The following is a 24303-nucleotide window of genomic DNA, read 5'->3' on the forward strand; positions in this document are numbered from 1 at the left end:
GCGGGAGGGGTTGTGGCGGGTGTGGGGTCGGTGGTGGGGGCGGAAGTGGTTGTGGTGGATGCGCCGGTGGTGGTTTTTGCGGTGGGAGATGAGTGGGGGAGGTTGTTGCCGAGTCAGAGGGTTCGGGTTGTGGGGCGGATGGGGGCGGCGGAGGCGGGGGAGTTGAAGGCGGGTGTGTTGGTGGTGCGGGGGCCGCCGGTTGTGGTTGGCGGGCCTTCGGGTGTGCAGGATTTGGCGGGGGTTTTGCGGGCTGGGTTGCGGGAGGCGTGTGATGTGCTGCCGCAGGGGGCTCGGGGTTTGCTGCCCGGGTTGGTGGTGGGGGATGTCTCGCGGCTGGATGCGCAGGTCAAAGACGACTTCGCTGCTGCTGGGCTCAGCCATTTGAATGCGGTTAGCGGGGCCAACCTTGCCGTCGTCGCGGGTGCTGTCGTGTTGATGGGGCGGTTTGTGGGGTTGCCCCTGGCGGCCAGGGGTGTGCTGGCGGTGGTCGCGATGGGTGGATTCGCCGTGGTCGCGCGGCCGTCGCCGAGTGTGTTGCGCGCGCTGGTGATGGGGACGGTGGCCGCGATCGCGCTCGGGAGCGGCCGATCGCGCGACGGGATGGCGGCGTTGTCGGGGACGGTCCTGCTACTGATCCTGTTCAATCCCGGGCTGGCCAGGGAGTACGGGTTCGCGCTTTCTGTGGCGGCGACCGGAGGGATCCTGGTCCTCGCGCCGCGCTGGCGTGATCGTATGGCCGTTCGCATGCCGGTATGGGCGGCGGAGGCGATCGCCGTACCGGCCGCGGCTCAGGCGGCGGTGACGCCGGTGCTGGTCCTGATGTCGGGTGAACTCGGGCTGGCCGCGATCCCCGCCAACCTGCTCGCGGGGCCGGCGGTGGCTCCCGCAACGATTCTCGGCTTCCTCGCGGCGTTGATCGCGCCGGTCAGCATGGAACTCGCGCAACTCGTCGTACGTCCAGCGGGGTTCTGCGCCGGTTGGATCATCACGGTGGCCGAGTGGGCGGCCGGACTCCCCATGGCCACGGTTGCTTGGCCCGCCGGGGTCTTCGGGCTCGGCTTGCTGGCGGTATTGTCCGCGGCGGCCTGGATGGTGCTGCGTCGCCAGGGCGGGAGGCGACTCACGATCGCTCTAGCTGGCGGTTCGTTGATCGCCGTCTTGATCGTGGGTCCCGCGACCTCGACCTGGCCCGCTCGCGGCTGGCTGCTCGTGATGTGCGACGTGGGTCAGGGGGACGCCCTTGTGCTGTCGGCGGGGGAAGGCAAGGCAGTGGTCGTCGACGCAGGCCCGGAACCACGACAGGTGGACCGATGCCTGCGCAGGCTGGGCGTGCACACAGTCCCGCTGCTCGTACTCACCCATCCACACGCCGATCACGTCGGCGGCCTGACAGGAGTCCTCCGAAACCGCCGGGTCGGCGCCGTCGTGGTCAGCCCAAGCCGCGTACCCCAACGAGAGAGCACCCGGGTCTCAGCCGAACTCCGCAGCAAGCGGATCCCCGAATGGGTTGTCCGCCCCGGCACCCGCTGGCAGTTCGGCTCCACCGAGATCACCGTCCTCGCCCCCAGCACCGAAACCCCCATCCAGGGCCAAGGCGAGGGCTCCATGACCAACAACGCCAGCATTGTCCTGGTGGTCCGATGGCCCGCCGGGTCCGCACTCCTCGCCGGAGACCTGGAAACCGAAGCCGAGACCGCCCTACTCCGCCACGGCGTCCCCCGCGTCGACATCCTGAAGGTCCCCCACCACAAGTTGTCTATAACCCATCAAGAAAAGGATCTTTGGCTGGGTTCGCCATCGGCCTGGTCACGAGTCACAGGACGCCGGTTGGATCGAACTTCTCCGGGCGCACAATAGCTGGTCACCCAAAGCTGAGGCAGGGCGAAACGCTTTGACCTGGCAGTTCTCGGTCACGTGGTGGACATCTCGCTGGCCACGTGAGCGACAAAGATCCGAAGTGTCACGAGCCTGCTAGGCGTGGCGTAGACTCTCTGCATCTCCTTTGAGACACACGATGTCGCGCCAACGAAGATCATTTAATTCTGAGATCATTTAAGACTTCAGTGCAGATTCATTCTGAGAACTAGATCATTAATCGAAGTCTCTCCAGGTATCTGATCTTTTAGCGCAGTTCCTCTGCTCCCGTCTTCCCGGAGCACCTGTCGTGTCCTTCTGCCGGAGACCTGAATGATCTCGATCTTGTGGCTGCGTGTGCTCACTGCGGCCAGGTCCTGTTGAACGTCCGGTGGGCAGTGCCCACTGTCGCGGTTCTCGGAAGTGCGGTCAACCTAGCCGTCCCGAAGGCATATCCGCTCGTGTGGGCGTCCGCCATCTCAACGGCTGTACTTGTGGTCATGGTCTGCATGACCTGGATCGTGATGATCTTTGGTAAGCCGCGCCACAGCAGTCGTGCTAAGTGGATGCTTCAGTGGCTCCGGGGGAGCGATAAGCCGCCGAAGAACGGCTAGAAACTCGTGGCGACGCAGGCGGGTTTCCTTCGACGTGAGCGATCAAATTCTCCGGCCAGAGGTCTGCGTGGGGCCGGATCTCGTTCTGTGGATAGCTGGCTAGTTGAGCGATCGGTCACGTTGTGTGATCAAGTCGCGTCATGCTGATCGCACAAAAGCGGAAAGCCTACCTAAATAGCTATTTTCGGGACAATCCAGACATTGTTAGTGGTATTCGGCATGGCTCTCCTATCGTGGAACTTGGATCAAGGGGCATGCGTTGGCCTATGCGTATTCGCGGTTGAAGGCGGGCATATGACCGACCAGGCGATCAACTATTGGGATGCGTGGGCCGCGTGGGGTGAGGGCATCGACATAAAGCACCGTGTGCTATGGGGACTTCAAATCCTGTGGTGGGCGAGGGTCGCTAAGGCAGTTGCGTTTATCTCGTTGCTACTTGTTGTTTTCGATTTGGTCGGCGACTTTATGTTGAAGAGGGCACTCAAACGCACTTGCGGAAACGGGGTAGTATGCATTAAGCGCATTCAGTTTAAAAGCGCCAAAATAGGTGCCCGAGTGGCCGATGTCCCCATTTTTAGTGGTGGTGTGTCGAGTCCGCGTCGGATGAGGACCAATACTGACTTGGTTTTTATAACCATCGGGCTATTGGTGTGCCTGGGCCACTTCTGGGTTCTGCAAAGGGTTTTGGGACCGTTGAACTATCTGATGCAGGTGGAGGGATTTCGAAAGGTTATTCGGGTATTGACCCTAATTTTCGGCATCCTGGCATTTCATTTCGACATGCTCGCCTCATGAAATGGACAGGTTAGCCCGATCCCACCCCGCAGGCGCGGTCCATAATTGGAGTTCAGGCAATCTTATCTATTCGCGGAGCTACGTCGGGAGAGCCCGTATCGAGAGGCATGCCGGTACATCGCCTGATCGATCGCCTTCTCCCGGACACGACTTCGCTGGACCAGATCAGTGGAGTCGTGTCCGTAGTATCGAGCGCACGTCTCGGCGACTGCTCGACACGCGTCTACCGTCAGCAGGCACGTCGCGCCGTACCCCTGAAGATCCGGGAATAGCGCCAGACCGCGCGGGTCCTCAAACGAGAGCGCATCGTCCAACATCCATTGCGAACTGTGGACGATCCCGGACGTCATGCGGTACCAGGCCGGACGGTCGGGGAACTGACGCTCCATCAGAGAAGTGAGCTCAATCGAGCACGACTCCTTGAAGCCGTTGAGCGAGAGGTGGCTTGGACGACCTGTCTTGGAATGGATGTTGTATAACATCTGGATCCGAGCGCGGGTCAGGCGTTCCAGGAGCCGCCCGTCCGCTTTTTCTGCGTCTTCGAGAACTCCGGGCATCAACGGGTAGTCAGCAGGGAGGCTCCGGCAGGCCGTGAGATTCGCGTCGCTGTTCTGGAGCAGAAGTACGGAGCCGCGCACTAGGCGCCCCTCGAAGCCCATGGAGGGGTCCATCATCCAACAGAAGCGAGCGGATGCTTCACACAGAACCCGGTTCAAGGTCATGTGCGCGTACAGCGAGGGAATCTCGGCCTGGACCAACGAGGTAAGCGCCGTCAGATGGTCAAGGATGTTCCCCATGAGCAGTCGGCTGTACTGGTAGACGTTTTGCCATAGCCGGAGCCGATGAACGCGGACACTGTGGTGGGACTTCCGGATCTCGTCGAGCTCGGTGAGCCTCGGGCATCCGGGCCGGGGGTCGTGGGTGAACTGCTCTAAGAGCTTGGGCAGTATCTCGTTTTCCTGCACCAGGACGCGCTCGGCTACGACGACGATCTCGGGCATCGTGGCCGTCGTGTGTTTCATGATCAAAGGGTAGCGTTTCGGGCGGCGTCAGTCGCTCTGGTTTTCTGCACCCAAGGGTAATGCCGCAGCTGTCGACCACTTAGCAAGGGTTTGCGCGTCTGAACCGGCAGTGTTTGCTAGGGTCATGATGGATCCAACAGCAACAGACCGATCGGATCCCGTTGGGCGCATTACAACATCGACAGCCAGCTCCTCAGAGTAGATGGTCGAGTCGATTAGCGGGCTTCGCCCGATAATCGAAAAGAAATCTGGACCTTCGAGAATGACCTGCTTGTCTCCGGCGTGAACCATGCTGAGCGTGATTTTCTTGGCATTAAATGATCGGCCAAACTGGTGTCTCGTCAGAAAAGCTGTCGTCAGATTGATCGCTTCTGCATCCTCCCTGATTTTTGCCGTTCCATAGCATTGATGCTCAGGGAGTACGACAGTATGGCCGACCGGAAGTACCGCGTAGACATTCAGCTTGATTTCGAGAATTGACGCCTGTCCGTCCCTGGATGCCTTGAGTTCCCCCGATCCTGAGATGAGTTCAAGGGTTGGAAGTAACTCGGATGGTAGAAGGAGCTTCACCAGATCCGCTCTCGTCGCGCTCCGAACGGACGTGCCATCACGCCAAGGAACTTCGCGCTCGATCGAGCCCGCTCCTGGCTTGCCGTACATCGGGTTGCGCACGACGAAGGGGGCCAGGTTGGCATCGAAGGCTAGGGCAACGACTTCCGATCCATTGATGTCGATTGCCAGGTCATGTACTGCGGGCGCCTGACCGTCGAACAGCGTCTTCACCTTCGGCCACCAGGAGGTCATGTCCTGGGCCGTCACACCCTGGACACCAGTCTTCTCGTCCACTCCGATTATCCAGAGCACGGTCTCGCCAGCGCGGCTGTTGCAGTGGCCGGCTATCCGTCGGGCTGCCTTGTCCGGCTCAGGCCAGTCGGCCTTCAGTTCAACGCGGCTGTCCTCGACGCTCTTGCCCTCCAGGACACGATCGGCAACTCGCCTGGCCCAGGCTTCAAGCTCAATAGCGCGCATTCGCCCTACTTTTTCAGACGATTAAGGAAGCTCCGGATCAGCCGATCCAGGTCACTGTCAGAATGTGTGTCTTCTACGAGAATTCGATCAATGTGAATGAATCCACTGTTCTTCCATTCCCGATCTCGGGTCATGTCCGCTGCGAGGCGTCCTCGGTGATGAGGTCCGTCTACCTCAATCAGGCCAGCGCGACCTTCGCGTACGACGAGGAAGTCGGGTATCCACACTCGACCTATGCCAACTCGGCCCATTGGCAGGGGAAAGATCGATATAGTTGTATGGTTGCCATCGGTGAGCTCCTTTTGGGCTCGCTTCAGTGCGTCGTATACCCGAATCTCCTCCATGGACTCGAATGTCAAGTCCTCGCGCCTGAGCCTCGGATCGGGATTTGAAATTCGGGCCGCATGGTTCGTAGCAGAATCCCCCGACAGCCGGGAATAGAGAACGTCTCGCCACGATTTATCAACCTGAGGTAGGGCGGCTCCAACAATTACGCTCTGGATGTTGGCGCCATGCCTTCTGCTGATCAACCTGAATGCATGTTCAATATCGCGAATCAGATATTCGTCATCGAACTTCCCATACACCCAGCCAGGGACGTTCAGGGTCGCTACATAGCTTCGCGTGCCGAATTCTATCTCTTCTGTGATCTCGACATCATCGACTTCGAGAAGCAGGGAAGCCGTCTCTACCTGACCTTGCTCATTCAGATAGAAGGCGCTTTGGGCGAGTATGAGCTGGCCGAGCGGCAACTCGTCATCTGGTTCATGGTCGGGGGGATCAAGGGCCACGGTCCAACTCTAGACGGCATCACTGACAACTCCAGTGCTTGTCTCGACCGCGTAGAGCGATTGTCCTTTTTCTGGCTATCTGCGCTGTTATCAGTCCATAGTTCGCATTATGGCGTCCGGCCGAATGCCATGGTGATCCCTTGCATGATCGGATGTAGCGCGAACGCTGCAACCCCGCCGACCCGACCGACGTGCCGTGGTTGCCCCGCCTCGGTGGAGACGGGCATAGCTCTTGACTGGCGCGGGTCTGGCGTTCAGCCTCGATGTACAAGTTCATACACACTTTCAGGACAGAGGTGTCCCATGGCGTTACGGTTCTACGGCAAGGGTGGCAGTCAGACCGACAGCTGCCCCTCGGTACACCTGGACGACTCTGACGGCAGCCTCGTGATCGTGGGCTACCCGGAGGAGGACTCTGCGGTGCTCGATCAGATCCGAGAGGTCAGCCACATCGAACCTCACGAGCGAGCGTTCCGGGTGCCGAAGGAACTGAAGAAGGCGCTGTGGGAGGCATGCGGTGGCAATGATCCTCACTTTGACTGAGCTGTTCGCGAAGGCGCATAGCTCGGTGACGCACTTGGAGTTGCGCGACACCTACGGTTCCGGTGGCCCCGGCTATCGGGCGTGGCGTGAGGGTGCCTCGCTGGAGGACGCTGCCCGGATTGACGAGCCCTTCGTGGCTCCTTGGGTCGCGTTGGTGCGGTCAACCACGGAGCGCGGGATTACGTTCCGCCGTGCTCGCGTAATTTCCGAACCAGTCACCGGCTACATCCGTTTCGAGCACGCCGCAACGGGCTACTCCAACTTGGCTGGTGGCGAGCAAGTTCGCTGGCTTCCTCGCCCACAGGCGAAGGACATCCCCATGCCGGCATGCGACTTCTGGCAGATCGACGACGGGCTGATCTGCTGGGTGTTCCAAGATGGCGATGGCGGACCTAATGGCTACGAGCTGAGCGAGTACCCGGCCCAGGTCAAGCTGTGCTCCGCGGCCTTCGAGGCCGTCTGGGAACGGGCGCTCGACCACTCGGAGTATGAACCCGCCTAACGATCCTCCACGCACGTGTCCAACTCACAGTCCAGCAGCGTTCAGGAAGCGCGCCGAGCCATTGCTGCCCGGCTACGCGAGATCCTCCGCGACGCCGGCCTGACCTCTCGGGCATTAGCTCGGGAGGCGGGATGGGAGGAGTCCAAGTGCTCGCGCCTCCTCAGCGGTCGAACTCCTCCATCGGATGAGGACATCCGTGCCTGGTGCCGAATTTGCGGCGCCGAGAACGAGATCCCCAACCTGATCGCGGCCAGCCGCAACGCAGAGAGCGCCTACCTGGAGTGGCGTCGAGTCAGCCGCAGCCAGAAGCACATGCAGGATCTGGCCCTGAAGCTGTTCTCTGAACCCCAGTACCGCTTCTACAGTTCCAACCTTGTTCCCTGGCCCTTGCAGGTTCCCTCGTACATGCGCGCCATCATGCTTCGCTTCAACGACTTCCACCAGTCCGCAGCCAGCGATGTCGAGGAAGCCGTACAAGTACGAGTCGCCCGACGACGCTTTCTGAAAGACGGATCACGCAGCTGCGCTCTGATCATTGAAGAGTCGGTACTGCGTAACCGACTCTTCGACGACGATACGAGCCTTGACCAGCTTCGATACCTGCTGGTCGGCATGCGTCAGCCGAACGTCTCGCTCGGCATCATCCCTTCGGAGGCCCGTCGCATACAGAGGTTGACCGAGACGTTCCACATATACGGCGAGAACACCGTGTCCATCGAGCTGACCTCGGCCATCATCACGATCACCCAGCCGTGGGAGATCGCGCTCTACGTTAGATGCTTCAACAGACTGGCCGGAAGTGCCGTCTACGGGGTGGCAGCAGAGGAGATCATCCACGCTGCCATCGAGGCATTGGAGTAACTCGCGCACAAACTTGTACATACTCGTTGAGCCGTCGAATTGGACACTTCTACGGTCGATTCATGGCTCCGAACGAACCCTCCGCCCCAGTTATAGACGCTGATCTGTTAGGGCATCGGCGCCCGCTGCCTACGGATGTCGAGACTCCACCGCTGATTGAAGAACTACGCGACAGGTACCCCGGCTGGCGGTTCTGGCGTGGTCTGGGCTCCAGTGAAAACCGGCCATGGAACGCAACCCGACGCCATCAGATCGATTGGCGGGAGCGGCCTGAAGGCTACGCCGCAACACTGAGTGGCAGCCCCGAGCAGTTGCGGGATCAGCTTGAGCAGCAGCCTGGAGTTGACGAGACCCGCACGGAACTGCTTTGACGACTCTGATCCCGGCTCCGACTGAGCCGAAGATCCGTGTCCCGTACGTGATCGCGTACAGCGGGGAGTTACGGACCGACCCGATCTGGTTCGGCAAGGACCGGTACGGCCGGCGACTCCGGTACATGCGGGAGGCGCGCGGAGATTGGAACGAGTACGGCGCGCTGCGCGCCCGTGTCGGCCAGCGACGTAACGGGCAACCGCTGTGGCGCAAGCTGAACACGGCCCGGCAATGGCGATGCATGGAGAAGCTGTTGTGCCAGGTGTGCGGGCAGCCCGCCACATGCGAGGACGGGCGCATCCCGTGGATTCTCACTGACCGCGTGGTCCGCGACGACGACCGCGATCCGGGCGTCAAGTTCACCAGCGCGCCGCCGACGTGCCTGGCATGTATCCCTGAAGCCCGGGAACTGTGCCCCCAACTTCACGGTTCCTTCTCCGCGTACTCGGTGGGCGGCGTGGGATACCACGGGGTCTTGGCCGACATGTATGAGCCGGGCCTGAAGTGGGAGGCGATCCCGACTGGCGAACGCAACGTGGAGATCCCATTCGTGCAGTCCTATCTTCTGCGGGTCGCTCTGGCCCACCAGCTCCTAGTTCGGTTGAGTAACCTTCATCCACTACCGATTTCCGGGCCTTCCTAGGCTGGCCGGGGGCACACTAGTTCAGTTGCTCCACAGAACGACGCTCGGTTTTCCGTCGTGTTGCACACCCTTGTAGTCTCAGCAGAAGGAGGGGAAGCGCCCCTCCCAGCAGGGTTAGGTGGCCTATGACACCGATAGCATTTCGGCTCACTAGGGAGCAGACGGACTAGGGGAGCCTGTGGCCAGCAGCGTCGGGAGCGTGCTCTTGGCGGCTGGTAGTACCGGAGTGATTTCTCTATTGCTGTATCGACTGACAGCCATCTTGGGGGCCTGGCTCTTAATGAAGCAGGCCGGTCCAGTCGATGATGGTGAAGTAGAAATCGATGTCCGTTTAACAGGAATCAAGGTTCGTCGGAGTAAAGCAGTTACCGAAACATCAGAGAGTGGTCAGTTGGCGAATTAACGGCCACTGTATCGGTCCACATACCGGGTCGGCACTTGCATAGAGCACGCTGAAGGATTTGGCCCCCAAGCAGAACCCGATGTAGGGCTTGTGTCGAGGCCCTCCTCTCTTCGATCCAGAGAGGAGGGCGTCCATTTATTTGCCAGCCTTAGAAAATTGATACGCGGGCGACGCCGGTACCACCGATCAGCTTCAGGCACGTCCAAGATCCACGGACAGCCCTCTATCCGGAACGACAAAAAGAGCGTCCGTCCTCCCAGAGGAAGATGGACGCAATTGTGCATTGAGAGTGTTGGTGCGTCTGTCGCACGGGGATGAAATGAGTAACGGCCGGCACTTGAAAGCTGATGGAGGAGTGTGAGCGAAACCCCCGACAAGACCGACAAGCCCAGCCTGCTTGAGCGGGTCGAGGCTCAGATGGCGGAGCCTAAACCCCCTCCACAGAAGTTGCGGCTCATGCCGATCGGCGGGGCGCTGTTCCTAACCGTCATTCTCGCCGTCGCCGTCCTTGTAGCAGTGATCGGTGGCGGCCTCGTGTTGCTGGGCGTGGAAGGGTTCAAGCCTGAGAAGCAACTCACCTCGACCACGCTGTTCGATCTTCTGAAGATCGGATTTGCCGTGGTGGCCGGTCTGGGTGCCTTGGTGGCCTTGGTCGTCGCGTACCGGCGGCAGAAGGTAGCGGAGGCCGCTCAGTGGCTAGCCGAGCAGGCCGACGAGCGTGCCCATGCGGCCGAACGGCGGGAAGCCACCAAGCTGCACAATGAACGATTTACCACCGCTGCGGGGCAACTCGGCCACGACTCTCCAGCAGTCAGATTGGCAGGTGCGCATGCCCTTGCTGGCTTGGCTGATGACGCACCAACACGCGAGCTTCGACAGACGTGTATCGATGTGCTCTGCGCGTACTTGCGCATGCCTTACAGCCCGAAACCACCAGACGAGGCTCCCGAATCGGAAGGACTAGCATTCGCTGGATTTCGAGAGGTCCGTCACACGATTATTCGCCTCATAACAGCTCACCTGAGAGAAAACGCTTCCGTCTCATGGCAGGGACATGACTTCGACTTCACAGGAGTGATTTTCGACGGAGGAGACTTCAGCCGCGCAGTATTCTCCGGGGGGAAGATCGATTTTAGCGAAGCAGTGTTTGACGGTGTCAACATCAACTTCTCACGTGCAGAATTCTCGGGCGGTGACATTATTTTCTACCGTGCCAGATTTATCGACGGATCGGTTGATTTCGCAGGTTGCAAGTTTTCGGACGGGACGGTCTCTTTCGTCCAGGTGAAACTGTGCGGCGGTAACGTGGATTTCGGTGAAAGTCTATTCTCTGGCTCTTCGATTAAGTTCCATGGTGCGGAGCTGTCCAGCGGAGAATTGACTATGGATATTGCAATAGTTGCGGGCGGGAAGATCGATTTCACTAGTGCGACATTTGCTGGCGCAGAAATTGGGTTTTACGGCTCGCACTTCCGCGGCGGGGAGATCGATTTTGGATTCTCTAGATTAGATGGCGGTGAGTTGGAATTTACTTCCGCTAAGTTTTCTGGCGGTCGAGTCAATTTCCATAAGGCGCAATTCATGGGGGCGGTAGTGGACATGCGAGCAGTAGAGGATTGGTCTGTTCCGCCAACCGGACTACCCGATCCAGCGCCAGAGGGATTGCTGTTGCCCGCTAAGGGCGAATAGGTTCAAGCCTGCTTCTTCACGTGATCCGAGAACTCGTCACGCAACTCGTTGAGGCCCGTTTCAATACGGTTCACGGCGTCCTTCAGGGACGATCCGTGATTGATCTTGACCTCGGACTCGATGGCCTCCAGGCGCTGCATGACGCCGAGACGGCCCGGAACTCCGGGACGGTCGGGCTCGCCATTCCAGTCGTCCATGAAGTCGGAGAGCTTCTTCAGAGATTTCCGCACAACAACGAGGGCGGTTATTCCGCCAACGATAACGGCAATACCAGAGAATATGTTGATGACGTCGGTCATGGGGTGCCTCGCCTACGGGATTGGGATTACACCGATTTCGCGACATGAGATATCGCATCGACCATCCGTCGCGCCCGAAGTGGTGACCGAGTACATGCTGCGAGCGTAGTAAGTGGAACCAGGAGTTAGTCCGGTCAGGTGGAAAGATCGGTTCTGGTAGTAATAGCTGGTTGAAGCCAGCGACCAGCCACATGCAGTGAGCTGCACGCTGGACGCGAGTACCTCCGTGCCGGAGGCATTGGTCCCCAGGAACACGTTGGCGGCCATAAACAGCCGGTTGTCGCCGGTATTGGCCCTAGCAGCTCCACCAACGAACATCAGGACCTTGCCGCTGGTTGGAGCCACGAACGTAACGTCAACGGTTGGGCTTCCGGTGATGAACGCCGTGGACGTCGCGTCGCTAATCTCCGTCGTGTCCTGCTCCCACACCGAGACCGGAAAATCAGCGGCCTTGACCTTCGAGCCGACGAGGATATCTGTCACGAATCCTCCTACGGAACCGGTGTGATGTAGATGTCCCTGGAATCGAATCCGGCAGTACCGGTAGCAGCCGAGGACTTGTGCTGAGTCTTGGCGAAGTACACCTGTCCGGGATTCAAGCCCTCAAGGAGAGTCGTCCGGCTGTAGTACACGTAGCCGGTCGCGTTCTCCTGGACTCCTACTCCGCGAGTGACCACGTTCGGCGCCAGGATTGTCGTGCCGGAGTCGTTGGTCTCCTTGACAACAGGCGAAAGGTGAAGCCGGCGAGTCCCATCCCCACGAAGACCTCCGCCGACCGTCAAAAGAACTCGGCCGGAAGTTGGAGCCACGAATGTGGTTGAAACCTGCGGAGATCCGTCCGCATAACTGGTTGAGGCAACCGTGATGTCCGTGGAGTCCCTGTTGAAGACAGCAGGCGGAAAGTCCAGCGCGTTGATCGTGGTGCCTGCTCGGTAGTCGGTCATGGAACTGGCACCACCGTCAGATCCCTGGAAGCGATGTCGCCGGTTGAACCTCCGGACACCTTGTGCGCCGTGTGCGCGTAGTAGGTACGACCCGGTGTAAGTCCGGTTACCAAAGTTGTTCGCGAGACATACATGAACGAGGTGGTCTGCTCAGGACAACCGACTCCGCTCGTGACCACGTTGGCCGCCAAAACGGTGGCTCCGTCAGGGCCGTCCTCGCGGATGACTGGAGCGAGGTGAACACGGTTGGCCGTTCCAGAGTCCTGCAACCCTCCGCCGATGGTCAGCAACACCCTGCCGGACGTCGGTGCCACGAAGTAGACGGACACGATCGGGCTACCGGAGATGTACGTCGTGCTGGAGATGTCCGACTGTCTGGTGTCGTCGAAGACGTAAACGGACGGAGGGAAGTCTGTGGCTGTCACCAGTTCGCCGTTCGTGATGTCCGGCATAGCTTCCCTCCTCAGAACGCCCGAACTGCTGGGGTGAAGAGCTTCACCGCGGAGCCGGACACGTGCGACTTGGCAACCCCGTTGACGCTGCGGGTGACTGTGACGGTCTGCGGAGAGCTGGCTCCGGAAATCGCGGTCACGGTCATACGTTCGCCACCGACGACGATGTCCATCGGCATGTCACTTGGCGCCGTCGTCCAGAAAGGACCCTTGCTCGTCGCCACCGACAAGCTCGTGGTCGAGCTGTTGGCACTGGTACTCAGGGTGCTGTACTCCGTGCCGTACCTGGCCGTGCCGTACTCGGCTACCTGCCAGGGCGATTCCGGAGTACAGTTCACCGTGATGTCCCAGTCGTACGGAGCCATCCGTTCCGAGAATCCGTAGACGATCTGACTGATCAGATCAGGAGGAAGCCAAGCAGGCTGGTTCTCGATCGTGAGTCGGTCGCCGATGTCCATGTCGATGATGTCTTGGGTCAGGCCGGAGTCGCCGGACACTCCAGGGCTCGACAAGTCCATGGAGACCTGCGGATACCTGGCTTCGTCCACCGTGCCGAGGTGCAACCGCCAATACGCCTGATTCGGCAGATCACCATCCGACTGGACGTTGATCGTGACCTGGTCGCTGTACCTGCCGACTCCTAGCGGAGGATCAGCGGTCGATAATGGCCCAGTGTCCAGCGATGCCCTGGCGGATGATCCGTCCCTGCGGGTTACCGTGATGTCGTTCCGCGCGGCCTGGTCGTCGTCGATCGGCTCCAACGGAGGTGCAAGGTGTCCGGCTTCGTAGTCCAGTTCGACGCCGGCTGACTGGTTGTAGAGGCTCAAGCGAGTCCGGTAGGACAGCCCGAGCGCTGTCCTCGGCTCATACAGGATTCCCAGATCGGACTCCGCGGCCTCGGTCAGGAGGTTGAGAAGGGTATCGGTCCTCTGGGCGCCCATCTTGGTCGAGTCATCGAGGTCTCCGACCGACGAGAAGGGGATGCTCTCCTCATCGCACAGGCGTTCAATCCGACGACCGGCCGTCTCTCCGTCATATCCGGCAAGCTGCGGACCGAGGTCGTGTACGGACGTGATCGTCGCCTGAACGGAAACGTGCCCGATGGCCGTGTCGAATACCGAACCGCCCGGTGCTACAACGACACGATTCACGCGACCGAACGTGTGCGAGTTGAGAGTCCCGTTGAACGTCAGACCGGACGGAGCCCCAGGTTCAAGGGTCGAGATAACCCAGTCGATGTTGGACCCGTTCTGCTCCAGGTCCAGAGAGACGCGAAGCTTCAGGCCCTTGGTGGGGAACGCGATGAAGCCTGTGTCGAGCAGCACGCCGCCGTCCGCGTCGTACGACTGGACCTTCAGGTTTCCGCTGGAGTCGTCGTACCGGATTAGCCACTGGGTGGCGGAGCCGGACGTGTACATCGTGATCAGCGCCTGGTCGCCAGAGATACCGGCGTCGGGAACAGCCAGAAGGAACCGGAGAGTCGCCTCGTTGCTACTCGCGTAGTACGGCACGACGCCGTTCCAGACGCTTCCTTCCAGTAAGGGGATCGGGTCCGAGGACACGAAGCCGTCGTATGCGGCCAGATCCGGAGAACCGGTGATCGTCATCGGCGGACCACCGACGCCGGACGCCAGGGACGAAGATCCTGCAACGTCCTCGCACGGCCAGTAGGCAACGGCGGGAGCCGTCAACGACGGAATGGTCAGGCCGCGATACATGGCGCTGCGGAGCAGCTCTGAACCCTGACCAAGGCGTCGGAGGATGCCCGCAGCTTCTACCGGTACCCAGACGTCGTTGCCTAATAAATCCCATCGAGAAGGCCATGAAGACACTTCTCCGACGAACCTAACGTCTGTATCTACAGAGATGCGGATAGGCGTGTTCCGGCCGATTTTTCCGTAATACGGTGAGTTCGGATTCCTCGGCGAGTACTTCCCGTCAACGTTCTTGATGCTGAGGTTGCACTTTGACGGATCGGTGCGGGTGCCCTCATCTCGTCGTCCCCGAGTGATGGAGATGCCGTCCCGAACCAGGACGTCTGTCGTGATGTCCGTCCAAGCACCGTTGATGTATAGCTCGACGACTACGTCAAGGGGATCACTTGAAAAGGCCATTATCGTTCTCCCTTCTCTAGCGATCCCCTGACGTTTGTGGACGTCATCGTTTAGCCCTTACCGAAGGCCAGATCAACAGAGCCTCTGCCTTCGATTCGGACCCACTTGCGAATCATCTTGATCATGTCCTGGTCGGCTCCGGTGACATCGATGACTACTCGGACATCACTGTTTCCAGGAGAGCCGGATGCTCTCGCGCCGAATTGCGGCGTGACCGGAGTCGGACGACCGATCGGGATAGCAGCACCGGCAAGCCGTTCTCCGGCGTTGGCGACGCTGTCCAGAGTCGAGTTGATTCCGCCGACGAATCCCTGACCGCTGAACGCTCCAAGCTCATGTAGGAGCCTGGACGGAGACTTAATCTTCAGAGCCTTGCGGACACGCTGAACCAGAGCATTGGCAAGGTCGTCCATCGCGGCGAGAATGGCGCTCTTCTGTGCGGCTAGACCGGTCAGGAAGCCCTTGCCGGCCTGAACTCCGCTGTCATATAGAGCGTCTGCGCTGAGATTCCCCAGCGACGTTGAGGCCGTGTTGATGGCAGACTGGGCCGAATTAATCGCGGTCAGAGTCCCAGCGTCAGCCTCAAGAAGCGCCTCACCGAGAGCCAGACCCTCTTCTGGACCTGCCTCGATTACCTGCTGAAGCAGCGACTTGTTGAGTCCCCGAGCGGCCAATTGCTTGACGACCGCAGAGAACCGCTTGATCTGGCTTAGCTTGATCGAGATCTGAGCCTGAATTTTGGAAGCGGTGACCTTCTTGCCTTCGCCGAGATCGAGGCTCGTCAAGGCCGCCGTGCCACGAGCCTTATCGGCAATATCGACCGCGAACTTGTGAGCATCCTCGATCTGCTTGAGAATCGATTCGCGCTTATTCGCCAGCGATTGAAGCTTCGTGTTCCCTTGGCTGATGACCGAAAGAAGCGACTCGGCCGCATTGAAGGAAATGCGCTTTTGCTTCCAGGCAGAAAGAACCGTGTCGGACATCTTCTTGGAGGCCGACTTGATTTCCGTCAGCGTTCCGAGCAGGCCCTTAACCAGACCCTTGCCGGTCATCTGGCCGATCCAGGTGAACACCTTCGAGGGAGACGCGATTCCGAGCAGATTCTTGGCACCTTGGATCGCGTCGCCGATCACGCCCTTCACGGCGTTGATCACGTTGGCAGCCATTTGCTTTACGCCATTGATCAGACCGAGAATCAGGTCACGACCAGCGCTAAGCAGATTGGAGGCTAGATTTCCGAGCCCAGACTTAATCCGTCCAGGAAGGCCCTTGATCCAGGTGACCAATTCCACGGCCTTGGCAACGGCTCGATCCTTCATTCGGCCGAACCATCCACCGATCAATCCCGGCAGATTTCCGAACCACGAGATGATCGCCTTCACGCCGTTGACGGCTGCTCCGACTCCCGTCTTAACGAGTTGCCAAGCCTTGGGCACATTCTCGACGAGCCACGAAATGGCTCCGGAAAGTACGGACAGGATGAACTCGGCCAGATTCCCGATCCAGCCGATTACCGTCACCAGAATGGGCGTGATGAATTTCAGGGCCGGAACTAGTAGCGCGACGATCTGGCCAGCCACCTTGGCCAAAAGGCCGATGATAGGTACGAGAACGGGTACTAGTCCGATGACGAGTTGCGAAATCAATTGTGCTATGGGCACAAGCAGCGGAGTCAGTGCGGCAAAAAGCAATCCAATGGCAGGTACCAGTGGATTCATCGCGGTTAGAATCTGGCCGATAATTGGGCCGAGTTGTGCGAATACCGGCATAAGTGCCGTGGAAAGCTGGCCTACCAGACCAGCAATAAGACTGAGGAGAGGGCCAATGATCGGAGCCCCGAGTTGAATTAGTCCAGAAAGCAAAGGTCCTAAGACCGTTATGATCTGGCCTATTCCGACAAACATTTGCTCAAGCTGTGGCGCGAATTTTCCGGCCGTTTGAGCGACTATTGTCAAAGTGCCAGCTAGGGCGGACATGACGGGTACAAGACCAGCACCGAGCGACTCAATTAGTGGCGAAACGGCAGTCGCGATAGGACCTATGGACGCGATTACGGGCTTAATCCCAGTAACGAGTGATCCTGTGAAGCTTTTGAGAGCAGGAGCCATTGCGGTAAACGCTTTGCCGAGGGAATCCTCAAGCGGCTTAAGAAGCGTTCCTGCCTGCTTGGCCACATTCGTAAGAACTGGTACCAGAGGCATCGCGGCTTCTGTGATGGTCGCCCTGGCGTCCTTGGCCAAATCGGTGAAAGCCGACTTGACTTCCTTGCTCTGAGCGGCGGCAGCAATACCAATTCCGGCAATTCCAAGACCGACACCGGCCATACCGGCAGACATTCCGGCGAATACTCCAGCACCGACGAGGCCAAGAAGAGAGACACCCTTGGTCGCCGTACTGAAAGAAGCGGTGACGCCGGAACCGACACTCTTTAGTCGAGCGTTCAGGATTTCGGCGTTGTTGCCCGCACCCTGAAGAGCACTGCCAAGGGAAATGTCGCGGCCAAAGAGCCGGAATACCAGAGACGAGTTGGCCACGACATCTCCCTCGCACTATTTAGTTGTTGTGGGCTTCAACCCACTCATCCGCGAACCCTTGATAGGCGCGGAATTCTGCGACACTCAGACGATCTATGTCCCACGGATGCAGGCCGAATAGATGCCCGAGCAGCGGCGTGTACTTTAGGCGTCGGTCGCGCCAGAATCCTTTTTTGGGGACTTCACCGGCTTCGGCTCATCGGGCTCGTCATCGGCCAGAAGCTTGAGAGCCATTTCGAGTTGCGGACCACTCAGACCGGACTTCTCAAGACGCTCACGAAGCTCTCGCTTCTCTTCGCGGTCGAACTCGGTCTTCAGGTCACCGACCTTGAAATCCACCTCACTGAACCGCAGATTCGGATGCTCCTTGCGCATGTGGAGCCAGAGCAAAGCACGCTTGCACTTCACTCGGCCCTTCATGAGGTCAACCTCAAACTCATCAATGGTGAGTCCGGTCGCGTCCTCAACGAGTTCAGCTTCAGCGGAGGTGAGATCAGCCTGCTTGTAATCCCAAGTCTCCTCGGTACCACCCTGCGGCGTGTACGTGACGATCATTATTGAACAGCCCTTTCAACAACTTGCCGAGCAGCATCGAGGATTTCGTCGCGTGCCTTGTCAGCGTGTGGTTTGATCGTGGTCATCCACCAGGGGCGACCATTTTGATTGACCCAGTTCTCCCGATTTCCGAACACAGGGTGTCGCCACCCATTGGGAGAATCGAGCTTCTTGGGAAGAGACCTTTGGTCCTGAGGAAGCATCTGGGATTTAACCGAGATCTTCACACCGGGAGATCGGCCGGACAGTTTCAGGTCAGAGCGAATAGCACGAGCGATTGTGTCTCGCAGACCAGCCCGGGAAGCAGCCCTCAGAGCATTTTTCTCCGTGAGCTTCTTCATACGGTCTAGGTCGAATTCGGCTCGGGCACGTGACCCTCTACCTCTCGACCCAGTGACCGGAATAGCTTTGACGGCCTGCTTCAGGTCTCCGACGATCGGCGTGGAGACCTTTCGGACTGCCTTGCCAAGCTCTTTGTGGAGTTCCTTCTGCCCGGTTTCCTTCAGCCGGCGAGCAAGAGCAACTAGCTCCTCGGTACCCGCAATGTAGATGGGATCTCCCATGCCGGAACGCTTTAGCTCGTCGCGCGAGCAACAGCGCCAGAGGTAGGCCAGGACACCGAGGTCTTAGCCACGTCGCCTACAGAGCCGTCAAGGGGCGCATACTCCTTGACCAGCACGTTCCCGGAGTACAGCGGATTGGTAGCCGCAGTAGAGCCTGAGGTCGGCTTGATGGTGATCGCGGTGACGGAGCCGAGCAAAGGCCAAATGGTCGCATCGACCTCGGAGGCCGCGAAGTCCTGGTTGAACTCCAGCTCGACCGTGCCCTCTTTCAGGCCGCCAAGCCGGGTCTTCCAGGCCGAACCGAAGGCGGTGGTCTCCTTGTCTTCCACATCGATCTTCAGCGTTGCCTTGGTGATGTGGTCGGTCAGGTCAACCGAGTTGATGGTGATGACGGGGTCGATGTAGACGAAGGTCGCCATCGGCAGACTCCTTGCATGCAAAAGGCCGCCCCATGAGGAGCGGCTCAACAAAGTTGGAAGGGGTTAGCTGCCGATGCCGATGGCAGCAGCGAGCGTGAAAGATCCCGTGATCACCGTGGCGTTGAACCGGTAGAAGTTGTTCGTGCTGAACGACGTGCTCTGCACGATGAACGTCGAACCTGCCGACGTGATCGGACTCAGGGTGTGGATCGTCGTCGGACTGGCGAAGCCTGCGTTGTCGTCGCGCTCCAACGTCAAGGTGATGGTCGTGCCAGCCGAGAAGACATGCACGGAGGCGTACACGGTCTGACCGTTCGCCGCGTTGCCGAGGTCAACCGCGGACCCCAAAGCACCTGTAGCGGAGACGAGCCCCTTGGACTTCGTCACCTGACCTCGGATCAGGCCGTACTTGCTGGTTCCCTTGTGTCCGAGCGCGAAGGGCGTGACATCACCGATGGCGCCGAACATCTCGTAGTTGAACGAGCCGCCCTGGAAGAAGTAGGCCGGCGAAGCGGCTGCTCCGGTCGCAGAGACGGTCACCGCTCGGTTTGCCGTGCCCAGGTTGCCGAACGTCTGCGGGTCAATGGCGTCGGTCGTCGCCGACTGCCAGTAGCCCTCAGTGTCCAGGGTCACGTCACGGATACCACCGACACGCGACTTCCAGCCGTTGCCGCCAAAGGTGGTGTTCTCCTTGTCCTCGACCTCTGCTTTGAGGGAGAGCTTGTTGGAGTCCGCGGTGAAGTCGTATCCGCCGACAAAGACCGTGCAGTCGGTCATGACGAGATTGGCCATCAGGCTGCGACCTCCTCGGCGACCTTCGTCTCGGTCTTAGTGGTTGCCGGTCGCTTGAGGATCTCGATGTGTCCACCAGCGATCAGAGCCGGAATATTCACGGCCTGGTCGTCGAGTTGGACAGTCTCACCAGCGCAGATACCGGCAACGGGATGTGGGCCGACGACCTTGTAGGCGGTCTTCGTCATACTCCGTCACCTCTTGCTAGAACCCGGAGCGTGAAGACGCCACCGTAGTAATTGAGCACGCCGACTTCCTCGATGCCGAGAGGCTGGAAGGAGTCGACAACGCAGTCATCAACGCGACCGGCAAGTGTCCGATCGCCCATGATCGCCTTGGGAATGGACCTTTCCCCGACAGGGCTAGCGAACTGGGCCAGCAGATATTGGCCGTCGCTGTCCAAGGCAGAGCCGACCAGCACCGTCACGGTTGGCCGGATGTCGTACGTGCCGCGCTTCATCGTCATGTGGTAATTCGGGATCGGAGGAACACCAACGACAGCGATGGGCGGGGTGATGTCGTCCGGCACATAGTCGACGGTGTTCAGCTCAGGGAGCGTGTCTAGCCGTTCAGCGATCCCGAGCATGATCTCGTCAAGCGTCGCTTCAGCCATGTCAGCCGACCCTCACGGCGTTCAGCCGATAGGGCGCCAACATGCGCATGGCGACTGGCGAGTTCTTGATGCGAACTGGGCCGTACTCGCCGTAGCCCGACACGCCGAACGGAGCGTCTTTCAGCTTGAAGGTCTCGCTGGCGATGACCAACGTCGCCCGCTTCACAGGGGCGGGAACAGTCGACCACCCCCACTTCGCGGTGATCTGAAGGCTGGCTCGATCGCTGAAAACCGGGAAAGCGTTCTTACCAAGAGCTCGGATCCGGAAGTACGGCCAGCCGATTTCGCCGTCGACAACCCCGTTCAACGGCTCAAGCTGGTATCCCGTCGAAGGCCACGTGACGTTGAACGAACCAGAGGCGTTCAGGTCGGTTTTGATCAGGAAGTCCTCCGTGCTGTGGAAATCATCGATCGTCACGACCTTGCAGCCCTTCGGCCAGAAGACCCTGGCGGAGGCCGATTCCACGCGGTTGAACTGCCTGTCGCAGTGCCGCTCAACTTCCCGGGAGGCCGTCTGTAGTGCTTCCTGGAAGAGGTCAAGATTCTGGTCCTTCGTGACCGACAAGTAAGCCTTCAAGTCATCGACCGTCGCGTAGGTATCACCGAGAGCCAAAGTGTCACCTCGCACAGTTCAAGCGGTCGAAAGTGGGTTCGTCCAGGTAGAGGGCACCCTTTTCATGGGTCGTCTTCACCGACGTGTCCACGAAGATCGGGAGGTCAACGGACTGGGCGCGGACGCAGAACGAGAGGTCCTCGGAGAACGTTCGGGGCTTACCGTTGTCGCCAGTCGGATGTGTGATCTGGTCGAACCAGACGTCACCATGTTCGGCCCGAATCTTCTCCAGAGCCGACCGGTGAATCAGGAGACACGCAGCGCCCGTACCAGAGACCTGCACCAGAGCGTCGCGCTGGTAGTTGGTGATCGGAGCGAAACCGACCTCGGTCCCAAGCTCGTGGTACTGGTACAGCGTGGGCTTGATGCCATACGTCTCGGCGTAGAAGTCGCCGATGGACACCCGCTTGAGCGCGAAGGAGAGACCGCCGACGATCGGCCGAATTTCGGGGTCCGCTGACTCGATGAGCCGGTCAACCGTGTCGGGACCGAAGCCCATGTCGGTGTCGACGAAGAACAGCCACTCGCCAGCCGTCTTGTCCAGGAAATCCCTGGCGATGTCGTTCCTGGCCGCGATCAGGCCCATCGTGCCCGTGACCTTGCGAAGCTGACCGCATGACTCTGCGTAGAAGCGCTGCTGGTTACCGAGGTCGTAGAGCATGAGATCCCGGAACGACAGGCCGAAGCAGGCCGACCAGGAACCGTTATCGATCAGGCCGACGACAGCAGAACCCTCCATCATCGGGCACGCCTGGTTGTGCGCTTCTCTCCCGGAGCCTGGGTTGCCTGCTCTAGCGGAGGGCCGTCCTCCGGATCAGCGACAAATAGCCACGGGTACTCACGAACGAGTGGATCGTCAGCCGAGAATGCGTGCGCAGGATTCGGCACGACGTGCTCGCCGTGCTCAGGGTGGCGCACAGCGCAATGCCCACCATCGGACGCAGGACGGACACGTACAGTCCGAGACATAGGGGAAACTCCTCAAACGGAAATGCGGGGATGGAAGGTGGAGCGGTATCCCCGCAGAAGACCGCTCCACCTTGCTTTTGAGCAGCGCGTCCGCAGCGTCATGGCGTACGAGGCGCTGGGCCGGTTAAGCCGAGGTCTTGTCCTGGAGCAGCCGGAACGCAAGGTCGTTGACCGAGTCACCGCCGTTGCGGAAGTGCATGTACCAGGCCCGACGACCGTCAGGCAGGTTGTTGGCGGTGTTGAACAGGTGCGGGAGAAACTCCACGCTGGTCGAACCCGGCTTGTCGACGATCACGTAGTTCTTGAAGTCGCCGTACACGACCTCGTTGTCCCGCGTGGTAGTCGTCTGGGTAGATGGAGCGTCGTCGGTCTCCACAACAGGCCGGCCGAGGATCCGATCAGAGACCGGCATGGTCAGGTCGCCCGAGTAGGCCGAGGAAACCGCAGTGCCCAGCCGCTTGATCGCCAGGTTGTACACGGGGTTCATGACCCACGTGCCCTGACCACGGAAGCGCTGACCGACCGCACGGTAGACCCCGTGGATGTCGACCTCGCCGATGGTCGCGGCCGTGGTCGAGACCAGCTCAACGTTGGTGTTCGCGTCCAGAGCGGTGAAGATGCCGCGGGGAGCCGAGGTGCCGTTGCCGGTCATGTGAGCAGCGCCCTCAAGACGGTCACGGGAATCGGCGAACAGCATCAGAACGTCGCTGGTCAGGTTTTCGATGTCCTCGAAAGCCTCGATCGAAGCCGCGACCAGCGCCTTGGCGCTACGTAGAGGAATCGACGGACCAGAGACGCTTGGGGTGTCGTCGGAGACTTCGGTGAGCTCGCCATCCCACGAAGCAGTCACGCCAGCGGTGCTGACGCCGTTCCAGGTGTTGGCGCCACCGGTCAGGGTGACCACGCGGGCAAGTCCACGCATGACATTGGCGGAGCCGTCGTTGGTGAGGATCAAGGTCGGGTCCAGGTGCGTCGGCACCAGGTAGCCGCCCTGAGCGTTGGTGCCAACAGCGAGAGCCGCACGCTCTTCGACGGTCAGCAACTCCGACCGGCCGGTCACGAGCTTGCTCCAGGCCGATGCGTACTCAGGACGCGATCGAGCCAAGAGGTTCTTCGACCAAGCCTCGGAGTTACCGTGGCGCTTCAGGAGTCGCTCGAAGTGGGACTGGTTGGCCCCGTCCTCGATCTTGAACTCCGCAGCACGGAGGTTCGCCTCGACCAGCGCGGTCTTGTACGCCTGGCCGCTCAGACCGGAACGATTCTCCAGCGCCTCGAACGGATCGCGCGTGATGTGGACAGCGGGAGCGCTTCGAGCACCATCGCCAGCCTCAACGTTCGCGGGCTTGGCGGACAGGTCGCGAGCAACGGCTCGACGCTCGTCGTCCTTCTGAATCGAAGCGTTCAGCTTCGACCGCTCAGCGCTGAGCTCGTCCCAACGGGCCTGGGCCTCGTCGGTCAGGGGAGCGTCGCCAGCAGCCTCGTGAATGCTGCGCAGCTCGTTCTCAACTTCAGCGAGCTTTGTCTTGAAATCCATCAGATATCCCTCTGGGTCAGAAACGGAAAGTCCAGGAGGCGACTCCTGGCATTTGCGGAAAGACCGTTCGGGTGGACAAGGTCCGGCGCGTCGGTCGAGATGTGCACGGCGCTGCTGGCCGAAGTGCCCAAGGAAGCGGCATCGGCAGGCAGGGTGCGGAGAGCGCGAGCACGTGAAAAGAGGTCATCGACCTTCTTCGGGTCACGGCTACGAAGTCGCTCATAGTAGGTGTCGGTTTGGGACCGGATGCCGGCCGTTGAATCAGGGTTAGCCGGAAAAGTTACGGGGCCGAATTCGAAGAGGCGAACTTCCTTGATGGTCCGCTCGGGAATTCCGTCCGGGTTGTACTCAGAACGTCCGGGTTCGTCGTTCCAGTTATCGCGGATAACGCGGAACCGGAATGAAGAGCCGTAGACGCTCGCTTCAAGACCTGGAAGCAGGTCTCGGTTGTATGAGGTGTCGAAGAGGGGAACCTCTCCAACGGGGCCATCGGCTTCCTCGGTCAGTGACGCGATAGCGCCAAGGACCTTGTTGCCGATCTGGGGGTCGTAACCGTGGTCGAAAAGGACCTTGATGTTGTCCCGATTTTCCTTGATGGTCTTCTTGAAGGCGCCTTTCACGGTGCGCTCAAGGAAGCGACCTTCCCAGTAAGAATCGATCTCGTACCAGGTATCGAACTGTGAGAACCGGACGGTCATAACGTTCAGGTCTTCGCCGTCCACACGCAGGAGAGCCGAAGGCGGGACCGCGCGTACGATATCGAGATCGCGGAGAGTATCCACCG

The 24303-nt window shown here is 59.9% G+C and carries 26 protein-coding genes; 7 read left to right on the plus strand and 19 right to left on the minus strand.

All coding sequences use genetic code 11. The annotated features are described in order from the left end of the window. The coding region (locus Aph01nite_RS29245; protein ID WP_204044243.1) for a ComEC/Rec2 family competence protein at window positions 1–1857 on the plus strand (1857 nt) is incomplete at its 5' end. A gap of 905 nt (window positions 1858–2762) precedes the next feature. Continuing rightward, window positions 2763–3263, plus strand: coding sequence for a hypothetical protein (locus tag Aph01nite_RS29250; RefSeq protein ID WP_204044244.1), 501 nt, complete (start codon window positions 2763–2765; stop codon window positions 3261–3263). Window positions 3264–3325: 62 nt separating this feature from the next. On the opposite strand, the gene Aph01nite_RS29255 is transcribed toward Aph01nite_RS29250, so the two are convergent. Genes Aph01nite_RS29255 through Aph01nite_RS29265 form a run of 3 tightly spaced genes read right to left on the minus strand, consistent with a single transcriptional unit; the run spans window position 3326 to window position 6105 of the window. Then, the gene (locus tag Aph01nite_RS29255) at window positions 3326–4285 is read right to left on the minus strand and encodes a hypothetical protein (protein ID WP_204044245.1); all 960 of its coding nucleotides are present in this window, start codon (window positions 4283–4285) and stop codon (window positions 3326–3328) included. Between the two features lie 27 nt (window positions 4286–4312). Then, window positions 4313–5314, minus strand: a complete 1002-nt coding sequence (locus Aph01nite_RS29260; protein WP_204044246.1) for a hypothetical protein — start codon at window positions 5312–5314, stop codon at window positions 4313–4315. Between the two features lie 5 nt (window positions 5315–5319). Then, a complete protein-coding gene (locus tag Aph01nite_RS29265; RefSeq protein ID WP_204044247.1) occupies window positions 5320–6105 on the minus strand; it encodes a hypothetical protein in 786 nt (261 codons plus the stop codon). Between the two features lie 303 nt (window positions 6106–6408). Between Aph01nite_RS29265 and Aph01nite_RS29270 the strand changes: the two genes are divergently transcribed. The 5 genes from Aph01nite_RS29270 to Aph01nite_RS41720 all read left to right on the plus strand — a co-directional run bounded on the left by Aph01nite_RS29270 (window position 6409) and on the right by Aph01nite_RS41720 (window position 11118). After that, window positions 6409–6648 (plus strand): hypothetical protein, encoded by a 240-nt coding sequence (locus tag Aph01nite_RS29270; protein WP_204044248.1) that lies wholly within the window; start codon window positions 6409–6411, stop codon window positions 6646–6648. Continuing rightward, window positions 6629–7150, plus strand: coding sequence for a DUF6879 family protein (locus Aph01nite_RS29275; protein WP_239162078.1), 522 nt, complete (start codon window positions 6629–6631; stop codon window positions 7148–7150). The genes Aph01nite_RS29270 and Aph01nite_RS29275 overlap by 20 nt, the downstream gene beginning before the upstream one ends. A 15-nt stretch (window positions 7151–7165) precedes the next feature. Beyond that, entirely contained in the window at window positions 7166–8011 is an 846-nt protein-coding gene (locus Aph01nite_RS29280) for a helix-turn-helix domain-containing protein (protein ID WP_204044249.1), read from the plus strand. A gap of 367 nt (window positions 8012–8378) precedes the next feature. Then, window positions 8379–9026, plus strand: coding sequence for a hypothetical protein (locus Aph01nite_RS29285; RefSeq protein WP_204044250.1), 648 nt, complete (start codon window positions 8379–8381; stop codon window positions 9024–9026). A 760-nt stretch (window positions 9027–9786) separates the two neighbouring features. Then, complete coding sequence (locus Aph01nite_RS41720; RefSeq protein ID WP_239162074.1) at window positions 9787–11118, plus strand: pentapeptide repeat-containing protein; 1332 nt, start codon at window positions 9787–9789, stop codon at window positions 11116–11118. Window positions 11119–11120: 2 nt separating this feature from the next. On the opposite strand, the gene Aph01nite_RS29295 is transcribed toward Aph01nite_RS41720, so the two are convergent. From Aph01nite_RS29295 to Aph01nite_RS29370, 16 genes are all read right to left on the minus strand, one after another. Then, window positions 11121–11417: a hypothetical protein gene (locus Aph01nite_RS29295; RefSeq protein ID WP_204044251.1), complete on the minus strand. Its 297-nt coding sequence runs from the start codon at window positions 11415–11417 to the stop codon at window positions 11121–11123. A gap of 12 nt (window positions 11418–11429) precedes the next feature. Further along, window positions 11430–11900, minus strand: a complete 471-nt coding sequence (locus Aph01nite_RS29300) for a hypothetical protein (RefSeq protein ID WP_204044252.1) — start codon at window positions 11898–11900, stop codon at window positions 11430–11432. Between the two features lie 8 nt (window positions 11901–11908). Further along, window positions 11909–12361, minus strand: coding sequence for a hypothetical protein (locus tag Aph01nite_RS29305; protein WP_204044253.1), 453 nt, complete (start codon window positions 12359–12361; stop codon window positions 11909–11911). Continuing rightward, window positions 12358–12813, minus strand: coding sequence for a hypothetical protein (locus Aph01nite_RS29310; protein ID WP_204044254.1), 456 nt, complete (start codon window positions 12811–12813; stop codon window positions 12358–12360). Before Aph01nite_RS29310 ends, Aph01nite_RS29305 begins: the two co-directional genes overlap by 4 nt. Window positions 12814–12824: 11 nt before the next feature. After that, window positions 12825–14927, minus strand: a complete 2103-nt coding sequence (locus Aph01nite_RS29315; protein ID WP_204044255.1) for a hypothetical protein — start codon at window positions 14925–14927, stop codon at window positions 12825–12827. A 50-nt stretch (window positions 14928–14977) separates the two neighbouring features. Next, window positions 14978–17461, minus strand: a complete 2484-nt coding sequence (locus tag Aph01nite_RS29320; protein WP_204044256.1) for a phage tail protein — start codon at window positions 17459–17461, stop codon at window positions 14978–14980. A gap of 144 nt (window positions 17462–17605) precedes the next feature. Then, window positions 17606–18016, minus strand: a complete 411-nt coding sequence (locus Aph01nite_RS29325) for a hypothetical protein (protein WP_204044257.1) — start codon at window positions 18014–18016, stop codon at window positions 17606–17608. Beyond that, a complete protein-coding gene (locus Aph01nite_RS29330; RefSeq protein ID WP_204044258.1) occupies window positions 18016–18579 on the minus strand; it encodes a hypothetical protein in 564 nt (187 codons plus the stop codon). The genes Aph01nite_RS29325 and Aph01nite_RS29330 overlap by 1 nt, the downstream gene beginning before the upstream one ends. An 11-nt stretch (window positions 18580–18590) precedes the next feature. After that, window positions 18591–18998 carry a hypothetical protein gene (locus Aph01nite_RS29335; RefSeq protein ID WP_204044259.1) on the minus strand — a complete coding sequence of 136 codons (408 nt, stop codon included), beginning with the start codon at window positions 18996–18998 and terminating at the stop codon, window positions 18591–18593. 63 nt (window positions 18999–19061) lie between these two features. Then, window positions 19062–19790: a hypothetical protein gene (locus Aph01nite_RS29340; protein WP_204044260.1), complete on the minus strand. Its 729-nt coding sequence runs from the start codon at window positions 19788–19790 to the stop codon at window positions 19062–19064. Next, window positions 19790–19978 (minus strand): hypothetical protein, encoded by a 189-nt coding sequence (locus tag Aph01nite_RS29345; RefSeq protein WP_204044261.1) that lies wholly within the window; start codon window positions 19976–19978, stop codon window positions 19790–19792. Before Aph01nite_RS29345 ends, Aph01nite_RS29340 begins: the two co-directional genes overlap by 1 nt. After that, a complete protein-coding gene (locus Aph01nite_RS29350) occupies window positions 19975–20403 on the minus strand; it encodes a hypothetical protein (RefSeq protein ID WP_204044262.1) in 429 nt (142 codons plus the stop codon). Before Aph01nite_RS29350 ends, Aph01nite_RS29345 begins: the two co-directional genes overlap by 4 nt. A 1-nt stretch (window position 20404) precedes the next feature. Beyond that, window positions 20405–21016, minus strand: coding sequence for a hypothetical protein (locus Aph01nite_RS29355; RefSeq protein WP_204044263.1), 612 nt, complete (start codon window positions 21014–21016; stop codon window positions 20405–20407). A 4-nt stretch (window positions 21017–21020) separates the two neighbouring features. After that, window positions 21021–21758: a hypothetical protein gene (locus tag Aph01nite_RS29360; RefSeq protein ID WP_204044264.1), complete on the minus strand. Its 738-nt coding sequence runs from the start codon at window positions 21756–21758 to the stop codon at window positions 21021–21023. 351 nt (window positions 21759–22109) lie between these two features. Next, window positions 22110–23519, minus strand: a complete 1410-nt coding sequence (locus Aph01nite_RS29365; protein WP_204044265.1) for a phage major capsid protein — start codon at window positions 23517–23519, stop codon at window positions 22110–22112. Then, window positions 23519–24301, minus strand: a complete 783-nt coding sequence (locus Aph01nite_RS29370) for an HK97 family phage prohead protease (RefSeq protein ID WP_204044266.1) — start codon at window positions 24299–24301, stop codon at window positions 23519–23521. Before Aph01nite_RS29370 ends, Aph01nite_RS29365 begins: the two co-directional genes overlap by 1 nt. Window positions 24302–24303: the final 2 nt, after the last annotated feature.

This window comes from Acrocarpospora phusangensis (assembly GCF_016862995.1).
GTDB lineage: Bacteria > Actinomycetota > Actinomycetes > Streptosporangiales > Streptosporangiaceae > Acrocarpospora > Acrocarpospora phusangensis.

Bases quoted from the DNA above. Each gene is read 5' to 3' on its own strand.
- Aph01nite_RS29270 (WP_204044248.1), top strand. From the start codon at position 6,409: ATGGCGTTACGGTTCTACGGCAAGGGTGGCAGTCAGACCGACAGCTGC.
- Aph01nite_RS29330 (WP_204044258.1), bottom strand. From the start codon at position 18,579: ATGGGAGATCCCATCTACATTGCGGGTACCGAGGAGCTAGTTGCTCTT.
- Aph01nite_RS29305 (WP_204044253.1), bottom strand. From the start codon at position 12,361: ATGACCGACTACCGAGCAGGCACCACGATCAACGCGCTGGACTTTCCG.
- Aph01nite_RS29250 (WP_204044244.1), top strand. From the start codon at position 2,763: ATGACCGACCAGGCGATCAACTATTGGGATGCGTGGGCCGCGTGGGGT.
- Aph01nite_RS29295 (WP_204044251.1), bottom strand. From the start codon at position 11,417: ATGACCGACGTCATCAACATATTCTCTGGTATTGCCGTTATCGTTGGC.
- Aph01nite_RS29340 (WP_204044260.1), bottom strand. From the start codon at position 19,790: ATGGCCAATCTCGTCATGACCGACTGCACGGTCTTTGTCGGCGGATAC.
- Aph01nite_RS29310 (WP_204044254.1), bottom strand. From the start codon at position 12,813: ATGCCGGACATCACGAACGGCGAACTGGTGACAGCCACAGACTTCCCT.
- Aph01nite_RS29275 (WP_239162078.1), top strand. From the start codon at position 6,629: ATGATCCTCACTTTGACTGAGCTGTTCGCGAAGGCGCATAGCTCGGTG.
- Aph01nite_RS29325 (WP_204044257.1), bottom strand. From the start codon at position 18,016: ATGATCGTCACGTACACGCCGCAGGGTGGTACCGAGGAGACTTGGGAT.
- Aph01nite_RS29255 (WP_204044245.1), bottom strand. From the start codon at position 4,285: ATGAAACACACGACGGCCACGATGCCCGAGATCGTCGTCGTAGCCGAG.
- Aph01nite_RS29335 (WP_204044259.1), bottom strand. From the start codon at position 18,998: ATGGCGACCTTCGTCTACATCGACCCCGTCATCACCATCAACTCGGTT.
- Aph01nite_RS29345 (WP_204044261.1), bottom strand. From the start codon at position 19,978: ATGACGAAGACCGCCTACAAGGTCGTCGGCCCACATCCCGTTGCCGGT.
- Aph01nite_RS29315 (WP_204044255.1), bottom strand. From the start codon at position 14,927: ATGGCCTTTTCAAGTGATCCCCTTGACGTAGTCGTCGAGCTATACATC.
- Aph01nite_RS29360 (WP_204044264.1), bottom strand. From the start codon at position 21,758: ATGATGGAGGGTTCTGCTGTCGTCGGCCTGATCGATAACGGTTCCTGG.
- Aph01nite_RS29365 (WP_204044265.1), bottom strand. From the start codon at position 23,519: ATGGATTTCAAGACAAAGCTCGCTGAAGTTGAGAACGAGCTGCGCAGC.
- Aph01nite_RS29350 (WP_204044262.1), bottom strand. From the start codon at position 20,403: ATGGCTGAAGCGACGCTTGACGAGATCATGCTCGGGATCGCTGAACGG.
- Aph01nite_RS29260 (WP_204044246.1), bottom strand. From the start codon at position 5,314: ATGCGCGCTATTGAGCTTGAAGCCTGGGCCAGGCGAGTTGCCGATCGT.